The following is a 17503-nucleotide window of genomic DNA, read 5'->3' as shown; positions in this document are numbered from 1 at the left end:
CCTCGTTCCGCTCTCGCTCTCACCTCATCTGGGGGTTTCGTGAATCGCTCCGGTTCCCGCGTCGCGCTGCTGGTCGGCGCCTCGCTCGTCCTTGCCGCCTGTCATCCGAAAGAATCCGCGCCGCCCGCCCCGCGCCCCGTCGTCGCGCTGCCCGCTCATGCCGACGACGCTGCCGTCGCACGCACGCTCCCCGGCGAGATCCAGCCGCGCTACGCCACCCCGCTGTCGTTCCGCATCGCCGGCAAGATCATCGAGCGCAAGGTGCGCCTCGGCGATACGGTCAAGGCCGGCCAGGTCGTCGCGCTGCTCGATCCGTCCGACGTCGAGAAGAACGCCGCGAGCGCGCAGGCGCAACTCGATGCCGCGACGCACAGCCTCGCGTTCGCGAAGCAGCAGCTCGACCGCGATCGCGCTCAGGCGCACGAGAACCTGATCGCGACCGCGCAGCTCGAGCAGACCGAGAACAGCTACACGTCGGCGCTCGCGCAGCGCGACCAGGCGCAGCAGCAGCTCGCGCTCGCGAAAAACCAGCTCCGCTACGCGACGCTCGTTGCCGACCACGCGGGCACCATCACCGCCGAACAGGCCGATACCGGCCAGAACGTGTCGGCCGGCCAGGCCGTCTACCAGCTCGCGTGGTCCGGCGACGTCGACGTCGTCAGCGACGTGCCCGAGGCCGCGCTCGCATCGCTCACGCCCGGTCACACGGCGAACGTCACGCTGCCGTCGCTGCCCGGCCGCCAGTTCGCCGCGAAGGTCCGCGAAATCGCACCGGCCGCCGATCCGCAAAGCCGCACGTATCGCGTGAAGCTCACCCTCACCGCACCCGACGCGGCGATCCGGCTCGGGATGACGGCCAGCGTCGCGTTCGACGGCGCACCGGCCACCGGTGGCACGCAGCCGATCACGCTGCCCGCGACCGCGCTGTTCCACGACGGCCAGCAGCCGGCCGTATGGGTCGTGCGCACGAAGGACGACACGCTCGAGCTGCGCCGCGTCGACGTCGCGCGCTTCAACGAGCGCACGGTGACGGTGTCGCACGGGCTGCAGCCCGGCGAACGCGTGGTGCTGCAGGGCGTGCACACGGTCAGCGCGGGCGAGAAGGTGCGCGCGATCGCGCCGCTGCATCCGGAGGACTTCGCATCGTGAGCGTTTCCTACGAAGAAGGCCGCTTCAACCTGTCGGCGTGGGCGCTGCGCCACCAGGCGCTGGTCGTCTACCTGATCGCGCTCGCGACGCTCGCGGGCATCCTTGCGTACACCCGCCTCGCGCAATCCGAAGACCCGCCGTTCACGTTCCGCGTGATGGTGATCCGCACGTTCTGGCCCGGCGCGACCGCGCGGCAGGTGCAGGAACAGGTCACCGACCGGATCGGCCGCAAGCTGCAGGAAACGCCGGCCATCGACTTCCTGCGCAGCTATTCGCGCCCCGGCGAATCGCTGATCTTCTTCACGATGAAGGATTCGGCGCCCGTGAAGGACGTGCCGGAGACCTGGTACCAGATCCGCAAGAAGGTCGGCGACATCGGCTATACGCTGCCGCCCGGCGTGCAGGGCCCGTTCTTCAACGACGAATTCGGCGACGTCTACACCAACATCTGGACGCTCGAAGGCGACGGCTTCACGCCCGCGCAGCTCCACGATTACGCCGACCAGCTGCGCACCGTGCTGCTGCGCGTGCCGGGCGTCGGCAAGGTCGACTATTTCGGCGACCCCGGCGAGCGGATCTTCATCGAGGTCGACAATGCGCAGCTCACGCGCCTCGGCATCTCGCCGCAGCAGCTCGGGCAGGCGATCAACGCGCAGAACGACATCTCGTCGGCCGGCACGCTGACGACCGCCGACGATCGCGTATTCGTGCGGCCGAGCGGCCAGTTCGACAACGTCGACGCGATCGCCGGCACGCTGATCCGCATCAACGGCCGCACGTTCCGGCTCGGCGATCTCGCGACGGTGAAGCGCGGCTACGACGATCCTCAAGTCACGCAGATGCGAGCGAACGGCAAAGCCGTGCTCGGCATCGGCGTCACGATGCAGCCGGGCGGCGACGTGATCCGGCTCGGCAAGGCGCTCGACGCGGAATCGAAGGACCTGCAGGCGCAACTGCCGGCCGGCCTCAAGCTGACGCTGGTGTCGAGCATGCCGCATGCGGTCGCGCATTCGGTCGACGACTTCCTCGAAGCCGTCGCGGAAGCCATTGCGATCGTGCTGGTCGTGAGCCTCGTGTCGCTCGGCCTGCGCACCGGGATGGTGGTCGTGATCTCGATTCCGGTCGTGCTCGCGGTCACCGCCCTCTTCATGTACCTGTTCGACATCGGGCTGCACAAGGTGTCGCTCGGCACGCTCGTGCTCGCGCTCGGGCTGCTCGTCGACGATGCGATCATCGCGGTCGAGATGATGGCCGTGAAGCTCGAACAGGGTTACACCCGTGCACGCGCCGCCGCGTTTGCCTATACGAGCACCGCGTTCCCGATGCTGACGGGCACGCTCGTCACCGTGTCGGGCTTCCTGCCGATCGCGCTCGCTAAATCGAGCACCGGCGAATACACGCGCTCGATCTTCGAGGTGTCCGCGATCGCACTGATCGCGTCATGGTTCGCGGCGGTCGTGCTGATCCCGCTGCTCGGCTTCCATCTGCTGCCCGAGCGCAAGCGGCAGGCACATGAAGCGCACCTGCCCGACGACCACGAGCACGACATCTACGACACGCGTTTCTACCGGCGGCTGCGCGGCTGGATCGACTGGTGCATCGAACGGCGCTTCGTCGTGCTGCTGATCACGGGCGCGCTTTTCGTCGTCGCGCTGATGGGCTTCACGCTCGTGCCGCAGCAGTTCTTCCCGAGTTCCGATCGCCCCGAGCTGCTGGTCGATCTGCGGCTGCCGGAAGGCGCATCGTTCGCGGCGACGCTGCGCGAGACCGAGCGGCTCGAGAAGGTGATCGACAAGCGCCCCGAGATCGATCATTCGGTGAACTTCGTCGGCAGCGGCGCGCCGCGCTTCTACCTGCCGCTCGACCAGCAGCTTCAGTTGCCGAACTTCGCGCAGTTCGTGATCACCGCGAAATCGGTGAAGGACCGCGAAAAGCTCGCGGCCTGGCTCGAAACCACGTTGCGCGAGCAGTTCCCGGCCGTGCGCTCGCGGCTGTCGCGGCTCGAGAACGGCCCGCCGGTCGGCTATCCGGTGCAGTTCCGCGTGAGCGGCGACAGCATCGCGACGGTCCGCTCGATCGCCGAGAAAGTCGCGGCGACGATGCGCGGCGACGCGCGCACGGTCAACGTGCAGTTCGACTGGGACGAGCCGGCCGAGCGCTCGGTGCGCTTCGAGATCGACCAGAAGAAGGCGCGCGAGCTGAACGTCACGTCGCAGGACGTGTCGAGCTTCCTCGCGATGACGCTGTCCGGCACGACCGTCACGCAGTACCGCGAGCGCGACAAGCTGATCGCGGTCGACCTGCGCGCGCCGCGGGCGGATCGTGTCGATCCGGGGAAGCTGGCAGGCCTCGCGCTGCCGACCCCGAACGGCCCGGTGCCGCTCGGCTCGCTCGGCCGCTTCAAGCCGACGCTCGAATACGGCGTCGTGTGGGAGCGCGACCGCCAGCCGACCATCACCGTACAGTCGGACGTGCGCGCCGGCGCGCAGGGCATCGACGTCACGCATGCGGTCGACGCGAAGCTGAACGACTTGCGCGCGCAGTTGCCGGTCGGCTATCAGATCAACATCGGCGGCTCGGTCGAGGAAAGCGCGAAGGCGCAGAAGTCGATCAACGCACAGATGCCGCTGATGGCGATCGCCGTGTTCACGCTGCTGATGATCCAGCTGCAGAGTTTCTCGCGCGTGCTGATGGTCGTGCTGACCGCACCGCTCGGGCTGATCGGCGTGGTCGCGACGCTGCTGCTGTTCGGCCAGCCGTTCGGTTTCGTCGCGATGCTCGGCGTGATCGCGATGTTCGGGATCATCATGCGCAACTCGGTGATCCTCGTCGACCAGATCGAGCAGGACATCGCGGTCGGCCACCGTCGCATCGACGCGATCATCGGCGCGACCGTGCGGCGCTTCCGCCCGATCACGCTGACGGCTGCGGCCGCCGTGCTCGCGCTGATCCCGCTGCTGCGCTCGAACTTCTTCGGGCCGATGGCGACCGCGCTGATGGGCGGCATCACGAGCGCGACCGTGCTGACCCTGTTCTACCTGCCCGCGCTGTATGCGACGTGGTTCCGCGTGAAGCGCGACGAACGCGACCCGCAGGACGGCCCGCCGCCAGGCGGCACCCGTGCCGCGCCGTCGGGAGCCTGACCATGGATCGATCGATGAACCTGAAAACACAAGTCGTGCGGGCACTCGCGGCGGCGAGCCTCGCCGGCCCGCTCGCGGGCTGCGCGTGGTTCGCGCCGAGCGGCGAGCCGCCCGCGATGCCGTCGCCCGCGCACTATGGCGCCACACCGCAAGTCCAGCAGACCGTGTCCGCGCAAGGCGTCACGCAGCAGTTCGAAGTCGGGGCAAAACCGGTGCCCGACTGGTGGAAGCAGTACCGCTCCGACGCACTGAACGCGCTCGTCGACGAAGGGCTGCGCAACAGCCCGACGTTGAGCGCGGCATCCCATTCGCTCGATGCCGCGCGTGAACAGTTGCGCGGGCAGATCGGCAGCTCGATGCTGCCGTCGATCGACGCGGGCGGCCAGGCCACGCGCCAGCGTGCGCTCGGCGTACCGATTCCCGCGCTCGGCGCGCCGACGCTGCTGTACGACACGTTCGTCGGGCAGCTGCAGGCGAGCTACACGATCGACCTGTTCGGCGCGGCGCGTTTCGCGAACCGCGCGCTGGCGCGACGCGTCGACGTCAGCACGTTCCAGCTCGAATCCGCACGGCGCGCGCTGGCCGCGAACATCGTCACCGCGTCGATCACGGTGTCGGTGCTGAATGCGCAGATCAATACGACCGAGCGGCTCGTCGCGCTCGCCAACGACCAGGCGCACGACGCCGAACGCCGCTACGCACTCGGCTCCGCGTCGCGCAGCGACGCGCTGAACGCGCGGCAAAGCGCCGACACGTTCGCGGCGAGCCTGCCCGCACTGCGCCAGCAGCGCGACTCGGCGCGCCATGCGCTCGCGGTGCTGGTCGGCCGCACGCCCGACCAGCCGCCGGCCGATCTCACGCTTGCCGACCTGCACCTGCCCGAGCAAGTGCCCGTCGTCGTGCCGTCGGACCTGCTGCAAAGCCGCCCGGACATCCAGGCGGCCGACGCCGGGCTGAAGGCGGCCGCGGCCGAAGTGGGCCTCGCGACCGCGCAGATGTTCCCGCAGTTGTCGCTGTCGGCCGCGATGGGTAAAGGCGGCTTCAGCTGGCCGACGATGCTGTCCGGCGCCGGCTCGATCTGGAACGTCGGTGCGTCGCTGAGCCAGCCGATCTTCCACGGCGGCGCGCTGCTCGCGCAGCGCCGCGCGGCGAAGGCGACCTACGAGGCCGCCGTCGACCAGTACAAGCAGGCCGTGCTCGGCGCGTTCCAGAACGTCGCCGATTCGCTCGCGGCGCTCGAGCACGATGCGGAAGCGCTCGACGCGTCGTCCCGCGCCGCGCTGTCCGCGCGCGGCGCGTACGACGACGCGGCGGCCCGCGTGCGGCTCGGCGCGCTGCCGCCGTCGGCCGCGCGCGCCAGCGAGCTGCAGTATCGCAACGCCCGGCTCGACGAGATCCGTGCGACCGGCGCGCGGTTCGCGGATACCGCGCGGCTTTACCAGGCGATGGGCACGCCGCCGGTCGACCAACCCGGCCAACCCGGCCAGCCCGGCAAGACCGACAAGTCGGCCGACGCGTCCGCCGCCGGCCAGCAGGCGCGCGCCGCCGGCGCCGGCGCCGACACCCCGCCTTCGCCGCAATAAGCCGGCCCTGCCATCGGGTGCGCGGAATCCCGCCGCGCACCCGATTCCCGATCTTCCGCTTGACCCTCACGTAGCGTAACGTTCGAGACTCCAGTGTGCGACCCGAATGGAGGAACGAATGCGACTGAAAGTGGGAGAACTGGCGAAACGCAGCGGGCTGACCGTCCGCACGCTTCATCACTATCACGCGATCGGTCTGCTGACGCCTTCGGCGCGCGCCGACAACGGCTACCGGCTGTACGACCGCCACGACATCGCCCGGCTCCACCAGATCCAGGCGCTGCGTCGCTTCGGCCTGTCGCTCACCGAAATCGGCGACCACCTGAACCAGCCCGACACGCCGCTCGTCGAGATCGTCGAGAAGCAGATCGCGCTGCTCGACCGTCAGCTCGCGCAGACCGCGCAGTTGCGCGAGCGGCTCGTGAACCTGCATGCGCAGCTTGCCGCGGGCACGGAGCCGGAGCTGGCCGATTGGCTCACCACACTGGAGTTGATGACCGTGTACGACAAATACTTTTCCGAGGAAGAACTCGCACGCCTGCCGATGTACCAGAAGAGCCAGGCGGGCGACGCCGAATGGATCGCACTCGTCGACGAGGTGCGTGCGCTGCACGACGCGGGCGTGCCCGCCGAGGACGAACGCGCCCGTGCGCTCGCCGGCCGCTGGATGTCGCTGCTCGTGCGCGACACGAACAACGATCCACGGCTGCTGGCAAAGCTGAACCTGATGCACGAACACGAACCGGCGATGCAGTCGAAGATCGGCATCTCGACCGCGCTGCGCGACTATGTGCTGCGCGCGTCGGCGGAAACCAAGATGCGGATCTTCGAGAAGTATCTCGCGCCGGACGAGATCCGCTTCATGCGGGCGCACTACGGTGAAAGCGCGATGGCATGGCCGCAACTGATGGGCGACGTGCGCGACGCGATCGATGCGGGCGCCAGGCCGGATTCACCGGAAGGCCGCGCGCTCGCGCAGCGCTGGCTCACGCTGTTCTGCAGCTATGCCGGCAACGATCCTGCCACGCATGCGAAATTCCGCCACGCGATGATGAGCGAGCCGTCGCTGACGAAGGATTCGTGGATCGACGACACGTTGATCGGCTTCGTGCGGGAGGCGATGGCGCAGCTTGCGCCTGCGCGATGAACCCGTTGAGCGCGTTGAGTGCATGACGGTGCGGGCGGCAGGCGGGTTTTCTGCCTGCCGCCCGTTTCACCATTGACAACCGGTATCGCGAACCGCATCCAGCGCGAGCATCGGCAGTGCGAGAAGGCCCGCGCCCGCATAGGTGTTCCGGCAATCGGCGCGATGCGCGCCTGACATGCCGTCGGCCAGCTTTGTGTCGACGGTACGGCGACGTGGCAATGTGCCGCCCGACGACGCGCCCAACGCACCGACCGCCGCCTGCGCCGGGCTGCGCGCCGTGCGTTGCGGCGCGCCGATCGTATCGAGATCGCGACGCCAGTCGATGTCGGCACGTGCGGCGGCTGCCGGTTGATCTCCGCGCCGGTCCGCGCTCGCGCCTGCAATCGTCTCGCGTGGGCCGTGCGATGCATCGGATGAGGCGCGCGCCGTCGTACGCGCATTCGCAACCGCACCGGAATGTCTCGCCGATTGCGCGACGCTGCGCCGGCTGGCGGGACCGGCTCGCCCGTTCTCGCGTGTGATCGCCACCGGCGACGGTCGCGCGGGAATCAACTCGAAGTGCAGTGCGACCCGCGGCCGCTCGCGGTTTGTCGGGCCGCCCGCCGTCAATGCCCGTTGCAGCACGAACCATCCGAGCACATGAATCGATACGGACACCGCGACGGCCAGCGCGACGATACGCGGCCGCCGCCGCCCGAGCGCATCGACACACCGCGTTCGCGCCGAGTCAGTCGGGCGCGCCGCCGTCATCGCTGAACACGAGCAGGTCGCCGGGCTGGCAGTCGAGATAGCGGCAGATCGCCTCGAGCGTCGCGAAGCGGATGCCTTTCACCTTCCCTTGCTTGAGCAGCGACAGGTTCTGTTCGGTGATGCCGACGGCTGCCGCCAGATCCTTCGAGCGAACCTTGCGCATCGCGAGCATCACGTCGAGCTTGACTACGATCGTCATCGCGCGCCTCAGACGAACTGCCGATGCTCGGCGTCGAGCTCGCTCGCCTGCCGGAGAATGTGCGCGATGATCGAGATACAGGCCGCGGTGAACAGCGCAACGACGTACGGCAGACCGAAGCCGATGCTGACCGTGCGCTGGCCGACCGGTTCGAGCATCGTCGCCCAGACGGTGAGCAACGGCTCGCATACGACGCTCAGCAGCACCCACAGGCCGATCGCACGCCCCGTCTTGCCGAGATGGCCGGCGGCTCCCACCGAGAAATAGTCGCGGCGTGCGTACATACGGAACAGCGCGCGCAGATGACGAAGGCCGTTTGCCAGCGCGATGAGCGGCACGCTCGACAACAGGATGCCCACCGCCTTCTGCCACCACGGGAACGCGGCGACATCGACGTGCAGATCGGTCAACACCGTATTGGAGATGCCGAATACGAAACCGGGACCCGAGGCCCCGTTCAGCGACGGAAACAGCCAGCACGCGGCGTTGAGCACCATCATGCCGACGATGAACCCCAGCGTGACGGCGGCCATCTGCTGGCTGATACGGGCGATGCGATCGGAATGCATGAGGGGACCTCGACGACAAATGAATGAGCATCGATTGTACGTCTGAAATTATCGTAAAACGATAATTAATTGTCGTTTTGTTGTGATTTTTTATTGTGCGGCAGGCTCAACCCCGCATCACCGTGCCCGTACCGCACGCGACGGCCGTGCATCCGCCTAGTCGTTGCGCATGCTGATCCCGCGCCAGCGCTTCGTCATGTAACGCAGAAACGCGGGCTGCGCCTTCAGGTCCGCGTTCGGCACGGGCGCCGCGCCGCCGTCGACGAACTTGCCGTTGACCGTCACGGTTTCCTCGCCGCGCAGCACGTATTTCGTGCCCGCGTCGATCAGGAAATACTTGACCTGATCGGCGCTCACGTCGCCGCGGCAACCGATCTTGTACGCGAACAGGAACTGCTTGCGGCCGTTGCCGAGCAGGTCGCGCATTTCGATCGACGCGGGCACGACGTCGAGGATCACGTCGACCGGGCATGCCTTCACGAAGTCCCGCACCGTCCAGTCGGGCCGGCCGTCGAGCGTCGCGGCGACCTTGAGTTCAACGTCGTCGCCGGACGTGGTTCTGGCGAGCGTCACCGCGTGCGCGCCGGCCGCATCGGACCACGCGTAGTCTGCGGCGTGCGCCGGGGCGGCCAGCGCTGCGACGGCGAGCACCAGGCCATGCAAAAGGGCATGTCTTTTCATCGGAAACGGGACAAGGACATCGAACGCGCCATTATCGGCAAAGCCGCTTTTCGCCGCCAGCCGCGCGCAGCATGCGCGCTCAGCCCTCGCGCGTGCCAAGCCCGAGCGCCTTCATTCGCCGGTACAACGTCCGCTCGCTCATCCCGACCTGCTCGGCGAGCGCCTTGCGCGTGCCGTCGAATGTGCGTGCGATGCGCACGAGCTCCGCGTCCGACACGCCGCGCGCATCGCCGGCCCCCTCCTGCTGCACCGCCGACGCGACAACCAGCTCGGCCGGCAGATGCTCGATCCGGATCGTCCCGTCGTCCGCGAACAGGCACGCGCGCTCGAGCACGTTGCGCAGCTCGCGGATGTTGCCCGGCCACGCGTACGCATCGAGACACGCGAGCGCGCGCTCGGTCAGCACGAACGGCCGGGCGCCCGCGTCGCCCGCGCTGGCGCGCGCGTTCGCGATCCGCCGCAGGATCGATTCGGCCAGCAGCGCGACGTCTCCTCGCCGCTCGCGCAGCGCCGGCAACGGAATCGGAAACGCGTTGATCCGGTAGTAAAGGTCCTGCCGAAAACGGCCGTCGTCGATCATCTCGCGCAGCGGCTTGTGCGTGGCCGCGACCAGCCGAAAGTCGGCGCGCAGCGCCTCGACGCCGCCGACGCGGCGGAACGTGCCCGACTCGATCAGCCGCAGCAGCTTCACCTGCATCGGCAGCGGCACGTCGCCGATCTCGTCGAGGAACAGCGTGCCGCCCTGCGCGGTTTCGACGAGGCCCGGCTTGCGCTGGTTCGCGCCCGTGAACGCGCCCTTCTCGTAACCGAACAGTTCGCTCTCGAACAGCGTCTCGGCGATCCCCGAACAATCGACGACGACGAACGGCCCCATCGCGCGGTCGCTCGCCTCGTGCAGCGCGCGGGCAAACAGCTCCTTGCCGGTGCCCGATTCGCCGAGCAGCAGCACCGGCAGCATCGAGGGCGCGACGCGCTGCAATGCGCCGAGCGCCGCATTGAACGCATCGGCGCCGCCGACGAGCCCTTCCGCGCTCGGCTGCGCCGATGCGCTGCGCACCGTCGTCAGGCGCTCGACATAGGCGATCACGTTGCCGTCGGCATCGAAGATCGGCCGCAATTCGACATCGACATGCTCGGGGCCGCGCGGCGTGTGGTGGATGTGCAGCACACGGTTCAGCCCGCGCGATTCGAGCGCCTGCTTCATCGGGCAATGCTCGCCCGCCTGGTCGCACGGCACGTCGTAGTGATGCGAGACCTGGAAGCAGTGCCGGCCCACGTGCTCGACGCCGGCCACGCCGAACTGGCGCCGGTACGCGTCGTTCGCCGCGAGGATGCGGTAGTCGGGATCGACGACGATCATCGGCTGCGGATCCTGCTCGAGATACGCGACGAGCGCGCGCACGTCGGGCATGGCGTCGTGGCGCGGCGCAGGGACGATCGGGATGGTGTCGTGCGGATTCATGCGGACGCTCGGTGAAGGGCAGCCCGACGAACTGCCAGGCAGACTGCCAATTCTGCCACGACACTGCCAGATGTGGCAGTCCGCGTCGGTGACCGGATGCCGCCGACGTCCGCGCATCATGGCGGCCGGACCCGAAATCCGAGCGGAATCAAGTCCCTGGCAGATCGGCTCGGGCCGCGCTGCAACCTGGCACGCTTCTTGAGTTACAGATTCCGATTGCACTTGCAGAACCCGATCGAGGACACCCCGTGAGCGATGCCACCACGCTGTCGGTCGAAGGCTTTTTCGACCCGGCGACCCATACCGTCAGCTATCTGCTGCTCGATACCGCGAGTCGCGCGTGCGCGCTGATTGACAGCGTGCTCGACTACGACCCCAAATCCGGCCGCACGAGCACGGCCAGCGCCGACCGGTTGATCGCCCGCGTCACCGAACTCGGCGCCGACGTGCACTGGCTGCTGGAAACCCATGTGCACGCCGACCACCTGTCGGCCGCGCCGTACCTGAAGGAACACGTCGGCGGACAGATCGCGATCGGTTCGCACGTGCGCCGCGTGCAGCACGTGTTCGGCACGCTGTTCAACGCAGGCCCCGGCTTCGCGCAGGACGGCCGCCAGTTCGACCGGCTGCTCGAAGATGGCGACACGCTCGCGCTCGGCGCGCTGACGATCCGCGCGCTGCACACGCCGGGCCACACGCCCGCGTGCATGACCTACTGCGTCGACGACGCGACGCAGCGCGCGGCATTCGTCGGCGACACGCTGTTCATGCCCGACTACGGCACGGCCCGCTGCGACTTCCCCGGCGGCGACGCGCGCACGCTGTACCGCTCGATCGCGCGCGTGCTCGGCCTGCCGCCCGACACGCGCCTGTACCTGTGCCACGACTACCAGCCGGGCGGCCGCGACGTGCAGTTCGAGACGACCGTGGCCGAGCAGCGCCGCGCGAACGTGCACGTGAAGGACGGCGTGACCGAGGACGATTTCGTCGCGATGCGCACCGCGCGCGACGCCACGCTCGCGATGCCCGTGCTGATGCTGCCGTCCGTGCAGGTCAACATGCGCGCCGGCCACCTGCCCGAGCCCGAAGACAACGGCGTGTGCTACCTGAAGATCCCGCTCGACGCGATCTGAGCGACACGCCCCCCCCCCGGAGAACCCCGACATGACCATCCGCAAGCTGACCGACACGCTGTCGGTCTCGCCGCAGATCGCGGCGGCCGACCTGCCCGCGCTTCACGCGGCCGGCATTCGCGCGATCATCTGCAACCGCCCCGACGGCGAAGGCCCCGACCAGCCGACCGTCACCGAGATCCGCGCGGCCGCCGCGCCGCTCGGCATCGACGTGCATTACCTGCCGGTCGATACCGGCAAGGTGACCGACGACCAGGCCGCGCAGTTCGGCGCGCTCGTCGCGTCGCTCGAAGGCCAGGTACTCGCGTACTGTCGCAGCGGTACACGCTCGGCCACACTGTGGGCGCTGTCGCAAGCCGGCCTGCGTCCGCTGAACGACATCGTCGCGACGGCCGGCGCAGCCGGCTACGACCTGCGCGCGCTCGCGTCGCGGGTCGTGCAAGGTGGCAGACAGGCGGCGCCGGCCGTCGACGCTCGGCACGACATCGTGATCGTCGGTGCGGGCGCGGCCGGCATCGCGGTCGCGTCGAGCCTGCTCTCGCGCGATGCATCGCTCGACATCGCGGTGATCGATCCGGCCGACGTCCACTACTACCAGCCGGGCTGGACGATGGTCGGCGCGGGCGTGTTCCAGCCCGGGACCACTGCGCGCCGGATGACCGACGTGCTGCCTCGCGGCGTGCAGCACATCCAGGCCGCCGTCGCGGGCTTCGAGCCCGACGCGCACACGGTCGTGCTCGACGGATGCCGCCGCATCGGGTATCGCAAGCTCGTCGTGTGCCCGGGGCTCAAGCTCGACTGGCACGCGATCGAAGGCCTGGCCGACACGCTTGGCCGCAACGGTGTCACGTCGAACTACCGCTACGATCTCGCGCCGTACACGTGGGAGCTGGTCCGCGCGTTCCGCGGCGGAAACGCGCTCTTCACGCAGCCGCCGATGCCGATCAAGTGCGCGGGCGCACCGCAGAAGGCGATGTACCTGTCGTGCGACCACTGGCGGCGTTCCGGCCGCCTGGAAGCCGCGAACGTCGAGTTCCTGAATGCGGGCGCCGCGCTGTTCGGTGTCGCCGACTACGTGCCGGCGCTGATGGAATACGTGAAAAGCTACGACATCGCGCTGTCGTTCGGCCACAACCTCGTGTCGGTCGACGGCCCCGCGCGCCGTGCGACGTTCGCGCGCGCGCTGCCGGACGGCGGCAAGGAAACCGTCGTGCGTCCGTTCGACATGATCCACGTCGTGCCGCCGCAGAAGGCGCCCGACTTCGTGCGTTCGAGCCCGCTCGCCGACGCGGCCGGCTGGATCGACGTCGATCCTGCAACCCTGCGGCACAAGCAGTATCCGGACGTCTACGCGCTCGGCGACGCCACCAACACGACCAATGCGAAAACGGCCGCGGCCGCCCGCAAGCAGGCGCCCGTCGTCGCGCACAACCTGCTCGCGTCGCTCGGCCGCGTGCACGGCGACGCCGCGTACGACGGCTATGGCTCGTGCCCGCTCACCGTCGAGCGCGGCAAGATCGTCCTCGCCGAGTTCCTGTACGGCGGCAAGGTCGCGCCGACCTTCCCTGCGTGGCTGATCGACGGCAAGCGTCCGTCGCGGCTCGCGTGGCTGCTGAAGGAGCGCATCCTGCCGCCGCTTTACTGGAAGGCGATGCTCAAGGGCCGCGAATGGCTCGCCAAGCCCGCGATCGTGCGTTGAGCGGAGCCCGATGACGTCATGCTGATTTCTCTCGTCCTCGGTGGTTTCGTCGGCGCCGTGCTCGGCCTGACCGGCGCCGGCGGCGGCATCCTCGCGGTGCCGGCGCTCGTCGTCGGCATGAGCTGGCCGATGCAGCAGGCCACGCCCGTCGCGCTCGTCGCGGTGGCCGGCAGCGCAGCCCTCGGCGCGCTCGAAGGTTTCCGCCGCGGGCTCGTGCGCTATCGCGCCGCCATCCTGATGGCGGTGGCCGGCGTGCCGCTCACGACGCTCGGCGTGCGGCTCGCGCACGTGCTGCCGCAACGCCTGCTGCTCGCGTTGTTCGCGCTGACGATGCTGGTCGTTGCCGGCCGCCTGTTGTTGCAGGCGCTGCGGCACGCGCCGGTCGACGCGGAAGCGTCGCCGCTGTGCGTCGGCCGCATCAACCCCGATACCGGCCGGCTCGTGTGGTCCTGGCCGGTCGGCGTCGCGCTGGCGTCGACCGGTGCGATGACGGGCCTGATGACGGGCTTGCTCGGCGTCGGCGGCGGCTTCGTGATCGTGCCGATGCTGCGCAAATTCACGAACGTGTCGATGCACGGCGTCGTCGCGACGTCGCTGATGGTGATCGCGCTCGTCGGCACCGGCGGCGTGTTCGCGACGCTCGTGTCGGGCACGCGCGCACCGCTCGACGTGACGCTGTGGTTCACTGTCGCGACCGCGCTCGGCATGGCCGCCGGCCGCGGCGCGTCGCGCCACCTCGCCGCGCGGCACGTGCAAGCCGGGTTCGCGGCCGTGCTCGTGTGCGTCGCGCTCGGGCTGCTCGCGAAGGCGGCGTTCGGCGCGTAAGGCGGCGCGCGATCGGGCGCGGGAATCGAACCCGCGTCCCGCCCGCGACGCCCCTCGTCCGTCGCAATCGCGTACTGACCGGCACCGATCCACACGCAGCGCCACCAAAACAAAACGCCCGGCCCGACTCGTCGTCGGCACCGGGCGTTTTTTAACAGCAGCGGTCGCAACCCGAACCTCAGGTCGCGAACCCCGCCATCCGCTTGCGTTCCTGGCGCAGCATCACGAAGTTCGCGATCACGACACCGGCCGTCACCGCGACGATGAACAGCGTCGCCAGCGCGTTCATCTCCGGGTTCAGCCCCAGCCGCACACGCGAGAACACCACGAGCGGCAGCGTCGTCGAGCCGGGGCCCGACAGGAACGCCGACAGCACGAGGTCGTCGATCGACAGCGTGAACGACAGCAGCCAGCCCGCGATCAGCGCCTGCGAGATCAGCGGCAGCGTGATCGTGAAGAACACCTTCAGCGGCGTCGCGCCGAGATCGAGCGCGGCTTCTTCCAGCGACGGGTTCAGCTCGCGCACGCGCGACTGCACGATGATCGCCACGTACGAGATGCACAGCATCACGTGCCCGAGCCAGATCGTGAACACGCCGCGCTCGGCCGGCCAGCCGATCCACTTCGCGAGCTCGATGAACAGCAGCAGCAGCGAGATCCCCTGGATCACCTCGGGAATCACGAGCGGCGCGTTGATCATTCCGCTGAACAGCGCGAAGCCGCGAAAACGTCCCATCCGCGCGAGCACGAAGCCGGCCCACGTGCCGATGAACACCGACGCGAACGCGGTCAGCACGCCGATCTTCAGCGACAGCCACGCGGCCGTCAGCAGTTCGTCGTCCTCGACGAGCGCCGCGTACCAGCGGAACGAGAAGCCCGACCACACGGTGACGAGCTTCGACTCGTTGAACGAATAGACGATCAGGCTGATGATCGGGATGTACAGGAACGCGAAGCCGGCAAACAGCGCCGCGAACTGCAGGTAACGATTCGGCTTCATCGACGGCCTCCCTGCTCTTTCGCCTGGAAGTGCTGGAACATCGCCATCGGCACGAGCAGCAGCAGCACCATCGCGCAGGTCACCGCCGACGCCATCGGCCAGTCTGCGTTGTTGAAGAACTCGTTCCACATCACGCGGCCGATCATCAGCGTGTTCGCGCCGCCGAGCAGTTCGGGGATCACGTACTCGCCCACCGCCGGGATGAACACGAGCAGGCAGCCCGCGATGATCCCGTTCTTCGACAGCGGCAGCGTGATCTGCACGAACGCCTTCCACGGTTTGGCGCCGAGGTCGTACGCGGCTTCGAGCAGGCGCAGGTCCATCTTCACGAGGTGCGCATACAACGGCATCACGAGGAACGGCAGGTACGAATACACCATCCCGATGTACACCGCGTAGTTGGTGCGATACAGCTCGATCGGCGTATGCGTGAGCCCGATCCACATCAGGAAGTTGTTCAGCAGCCCGTTGTTCTTCAGGATGCCGATCCATGCATACACGCGGATCAGGAACGACGTCCAGAACGGCAGCATCACGCCCATCATCAGCAGGTTGCGGGTCGCCGGATTCGAGCGCGCGATGTAGTACGCCATCGGATAGCCGATCAGCAGGCACAGGAGCGTCGTGATCGCTGCCACCCACACCGAGTTCACGTAGGTCGCGAAATACAGGCTGTCCGTGAACAGGAACGCGTAGTGCGACAGGTTAAGCGCGACGTGCACGACGCCGTCGGTATACGACGCAAGCTCCGTATACGGCGGGATGCCGAGCTGCAGCTCCGCGAAACTGATCTTGACGACCAGCACGAACGGCACGAGGAAGAACAGCACGAGCCACGTGAACGGGCCAGCCACGACCGCCGTGGCGCCCGTCAGGTTGAAGCGCCGCACCGGCCACGAGAGCATGGACTTGAACGTGGTCATGACGTCAGCACCACGCCGGCCGTCGCGCTCCAGCGCACGTAGATCTCGTCGCCGAGCGCCGGCGTGTCGAGCTCCGAAATCGCGAGGCTCGACACGTTCGCGATCACCGTCTTGCCGCCGTCGAGCTTCACGTGATACAGCGAGTAGCCGCCCATGTACGCGACGTTGCTGATCCGGCCGCGCGCCCAGTTGAACGCGCCCTCGGGCGGCTTGCGCGTGAGCGCGATCCGTTCGGGGCGCACCGACACCGTGACCGGCATCCCGAGCGGGCCCGAGATCCCGTGGCTCACGTACAGCCGGCTCGGCAGCTCCGGCGACTCGATGTACACGTGGTCGGGTTCGTCCTCGACGGTCACGCCGTCGAACAGGTTCGTCGAGCCGATGAATTCGGCCGAGAAGCGGCTGTTCGGATATTCGTACACTTCGTTCGGCGAGCCGATCTGCACGATCTGCCCTTCGCTCATCACCGCGAGGCGATTGGCCATCGTCATCGCTTCTTCCTGGTCGTGCGTGACCATGATGCAGGTGACGCCGACCTTGTGCAGGATGTTGACGAGCTCGATCTGCGTGCGCTGGCGGATCTGCTTGTCGAGCGCGGACATCGGCTCGTCGAGCAGCAGCAGCTTCGGCCGCTTGACCAGCGAGCGCGCGAGCGCGACGCGCTGCTGCTGGCCGCCGGACAGCTGATGCGGCTTGCGCTTCGCGTACTTGCTCATCTGCACGAGTTCCAGCGCCGATGCGACGCGCGCCTTCAGCTCGGCCTTCGGCGTGCCTTCCTGCTTGAGACCGAACGCGACGTTCGACTCGACCGACATGTGCGGGAACAGCGCATACGACTGGAACATCATGTTCACGGGCCGCTTGTACGGCGGCATCTGCGCGAGGTCCTCGCCATCGATCAGGATCTTGCCCGACGTGACCGTCTCGAGACCCGCGAGCATCCGCAGCAACGTCGACTTGCCGCAGCCCGAGCTGCCGAGCAGCGCGAACAGCTCGCCCTGGCGCACGGTCAGGTTGACGCTGCGCACGGCTTCGGTGTCGCCGAATTTCTTGACGACGTCGACGATCTGGACAAAAGACTCGGCGCGCGCATCGGCGCCGGAGGAGGAAACGGAGGACGGCGCGCCCGCGACCGGCGCACCCGACTGGCTATTCATGATGTGCTGCTTCTCTCCTGCGTTGAACGAACAAAGCCCCCGGGGGCACCAGGGGCTTCATGACTGCCGGGAACATCGGCTCG

At 68.3% G+C, this 17503-nt stretch carries 14 protein-coding genes; 7 read left to right on the top strand and 7 right to left on the bottom strand.

Annotated elements, in window-relative coordinates; genetic code table 11:
* Positions 1-39 precede the first annotated feature (39 nt).
* The 4 genes from C5O79_RS06825 to C5O79_RS06810 all read left to right on the top strand — a co-directional run bounded on the left by C5O79_RS06825 (position 40) and on the right by C5O79_RS06810 (position 7022).
* Complete coding sequence (locus C5O79_RS06825) at positions 40-1149, top strand: efflux RND transporter periplasmic adaptor subunit (protein ID WP_122473970.1); 1110 nt, start codon at positions 40-42, stop codon at positions 1147-1149.
* A complete protein-coding gene (locus C5O79_RS06820) occupies positions 1146-4292 on the top strand; it encodes an efflux RND transporter permease subunit (protein ID WP_122473971.1) in 3147 nt (1048 codons plus the stop codon). Before C5O79_RS06825 ends, C5O79_RS06820 begins: the two co-directional genes overlap by 4 nt.
* 2 nt (positions 4293-4294) lie before the next feature.
* The gene (locus C5O79_RS06815) at positions 4295-5875 is read left to right on the top strand and encodes an efflux transporter outer membrane subunit (protein WP_047850828.1); all 1581 of its coding nucleotides are present in this window, start codon (positions 4295-4297) and stop codon (positions 5873-5875) included.
* Positions 5876-5993: 118 nt separating this feature from the next.
* Entirely contained in the window at positions 5994-7022 is a 1029-nt protein-coding gene (locus C5O79_RS06810; RefSeq protein ID WP_046545802.1) for a MerR family transcriptional regulator, read from the top strand.
* Between the two features lie 727 nt (positions 7023-7749).
* Here the strand turns inward: C5O79_RS06810 and C5O79_RS06800 are convergent.
* The 4 genes from C5O79_RS06800 to C5O79_RS06785 all read right to left on the bottom strand — a co-directional run bounded on the left by C5O79_RS06800 (position 7750) and on the right by C5O79_RS06785 (position 10683).
* Complete coding sequence (locus C5O79_RS06800) at positions 7750-7971, bottom strand: helix-turn-helix transcriptional regulator (RefSeq protein ID WP_047850825.1); 222 nt, start codon at positions 7969-7971, stop codon at positions 7750-7752.
* A gap of 8 nt (positions 7972-7979) precedes the next feature.
* Entirely contained in the window at positions 7980-8540 is a 561-nt protein-coding gene (locus C5O79_RS06795; protein WP_122473973.1) for a DUF2975 domain-containing protein, read from the bottom strand.
* Between the two features lie 156 nt (positions 8541-8696).
* Positions 8697-9221 (bottom strand): DUF4124 domain-containing protein, encoded by a 525-nt coding sequence (locus C5O79_RS06790; RefSeq protein WP_122473974.1) that lies wholly within the window; start codon positions 9219-9221, stop codon positions 8697-8699.
* Positions 9222-9300: 79 nt separating this feature from the next.
* Positions 9301-10683, bottom strand: coding sequence for a sigma 54-interacting transcriptional regulator (locus C5O79_RS06785; protein ID WP_122473975.1), 1383 nt, complete (start codon positions 10681-10683; stop codon positions 9301-9303).
* A 248-nt stretch (positions 10684-10931) separates the two neighbouring features.
* On the opposite strand from C5O79_RS06785, the gene C5O79_RS06780 reads away from it, so the two are divergent.
* Genes C5O79_RS06780 through C5O79_RS06770 form a run of 3 tightly spaced genes read left to right on the top strand, consistent with a single transcriptional unit; the run spans position 10932 to position 14340 of the window.
* Positions 10932-11816: an MBL fold metallo-hydrolase gene (locus C5O79_RS06780; RefSeq protein WP_131931295.1), complete on the top strand. Its 885-nt coding sequence runs from the start codon at positions 10932-10934 to the stop codon at positions 11814-11816.
* A 31-nt stretch (positions 11817-11847) separates the two neighbouring features.
* Positions 11848-13515, top strand: coding sequence for a bifunctional protein tyrosine phosphatase family protein/NAD(P)/FAD-dependent oxidoreductase (locus tag C5O79_RS06775; RefSeq protein WP_122473976.1), 1668 nt, complete (start codon positions 11848-11850; stop codon positions 13513-13515).
* 18 nt (positions 13516-13533) lie between these two features.
* Positions 13534-14340: a sulfite exporter TauE/SafE family protein gene (locus C5O79_RS06770; protein ID WP_046545807.1), complete on the top strand. Its 807-nt coding sequence runs from the start codon at positions 13534-13536 to the stop codon at positions 14338-14340.
* 178 nt (positions 14341-14518) lie between these two features.
* Here the strand turns inward: C5O79_RS06770 and C5O79_RS06765 are convergent, their stop codons facing one another.
* The 3 genes from C5O79_RS06765 to potA are packed head-to-tail and all read right to left on the bottom strand — an operon-like array spanning position 14519 to position 17420.
* Positions 14519-15340 carry an ABC transporter permease subunit gene (locus tag C5O79_RS06765; protein ID WP_039357879.1) on the bottom strand — a complete coding sequence of 274 codons (822 nt, stop codon included), beginning with the start codon at positions 15338-15340 and terminating at the stop codon, positions 14519-14521.
* Entirely contained in the window at positions 15337-16263 is a 927-nt protein-coding gene (locus C5O79_RS06760; protein WP_043183030.1) for an ABC transporter permease subunit, read from the bottom strand. Before C5O79_RS06760 ends, C5O79_RS06765 begins: the two co-directional genes overlap by 4 nt.
* Complete coding sequence (gene potA, locus C5O79_RS06755; protein WP_046545808.1) at positions 16260-17420, bottom strand: polyamine ABC transporter ATP-binding protein; 1161 nt, start codon at positions 17418-17420, stop codon at positions 16260-16262. Before potA ends, C5O79_RS06760 begins: the two co-directional genes overlap by 4 nt.
* Positions 17421-17503 lie beyond the last annotated feature (83 nt).

This window comes from Burkholderia sp. SRS-25, from assembly GCF_004343765.1.
In the GTDB taxonomy this organism is placed as follows: Bacteria; Pseudomonadota; Gammaproteobacteria; order Burkholderiales; family Burkholderiaceae; genus Burkholderia; species Burkholderia contaminans.
Note: the sequence above shows the minus strand (reverse complement) of the source record. Positions and strands in the feature narration are given on the sequence as shown.

Bases quoted from the DNA above. Each gene is read 5' to 3' on its own strand.
- C5O79_RS06815 (WP_047850828.1), top strand. From the start codon at position 4,295: ATGGATCGATCGATGAACCTGAAAACACAAGTCGTGCGGGCACTCGCG.
- C5O79_RS06810 (WP_046545802.1), top strand. From the start codon at position 5,994: ATGCGACTGAAAGTGGGAGAACTGGCGAAACGCAGCGGGCTGACCGTC.
- C5O79_RS06800 (WP_047850825.1), bottom strand. From the start codon at position 7,971: ATGACGATCGTAGTCAAGCTCGACGTGATGCTCGCGATGCGCAAGGTT.
- C5O79_RS06795 (WP_122473973.1), bottom strand. From the start codon at position 8,540: ATGCATTCCGATCGCATCGCCCGTATCAGCCAGCAGATGGCCGCCGTC.
- C5O79_RS06790 (WP_122473974.1), bottom strand. From the start codon at position 9,221: ATGAAAAGACATGCCCTTTTGCATGGCCTGGTGCTCGCCGTCGCAGCG.
- C5O79_RS06785 (WP_122473975.1), bottom strand. From the start codon at position 10,683: ATGAATCCGCACGACACCATCCCGATCGTCCCTGCGCCGCGCCACGAC.
- C5O79_RS06775 (WP_122473976.1), top strand. From the start codon at position 11,848: ATGACCATCCGCAAGCTGACCGACACGCTGTCGGTCTCGCCGCAGATC.
- C5O79_RS06770 (WP_046545807.1), top strand. From the start codon at position 13,534: ATGCTGATTTCTCTCGTCCTCGGTGGTTTCGTCGGCGCCGTGCTCGGC.
- C5O79_RS06765 (WP_039357879.1), bottom strand. From the start codon at position 15,340: ATGAAGCCGAATCGTTACCTGCAGTTCGCGGCGCTGTTTGCCGGCTTC.
- C5O79_RS06760 (WP_043183030.1), bottom strand. From the start codon at position 16,263: ATGACCACGTTCAAGTCCATGCTCTCGTGGCCGGTGCGGCGCTTCAAC.
- potA (WP_046545808.1), bottom strand. From the start codon at position 17,420: ATGAATAGCCAGTCGGGTGCGCCGGTCGCGGGCGCGCCGTCCTCCGTT.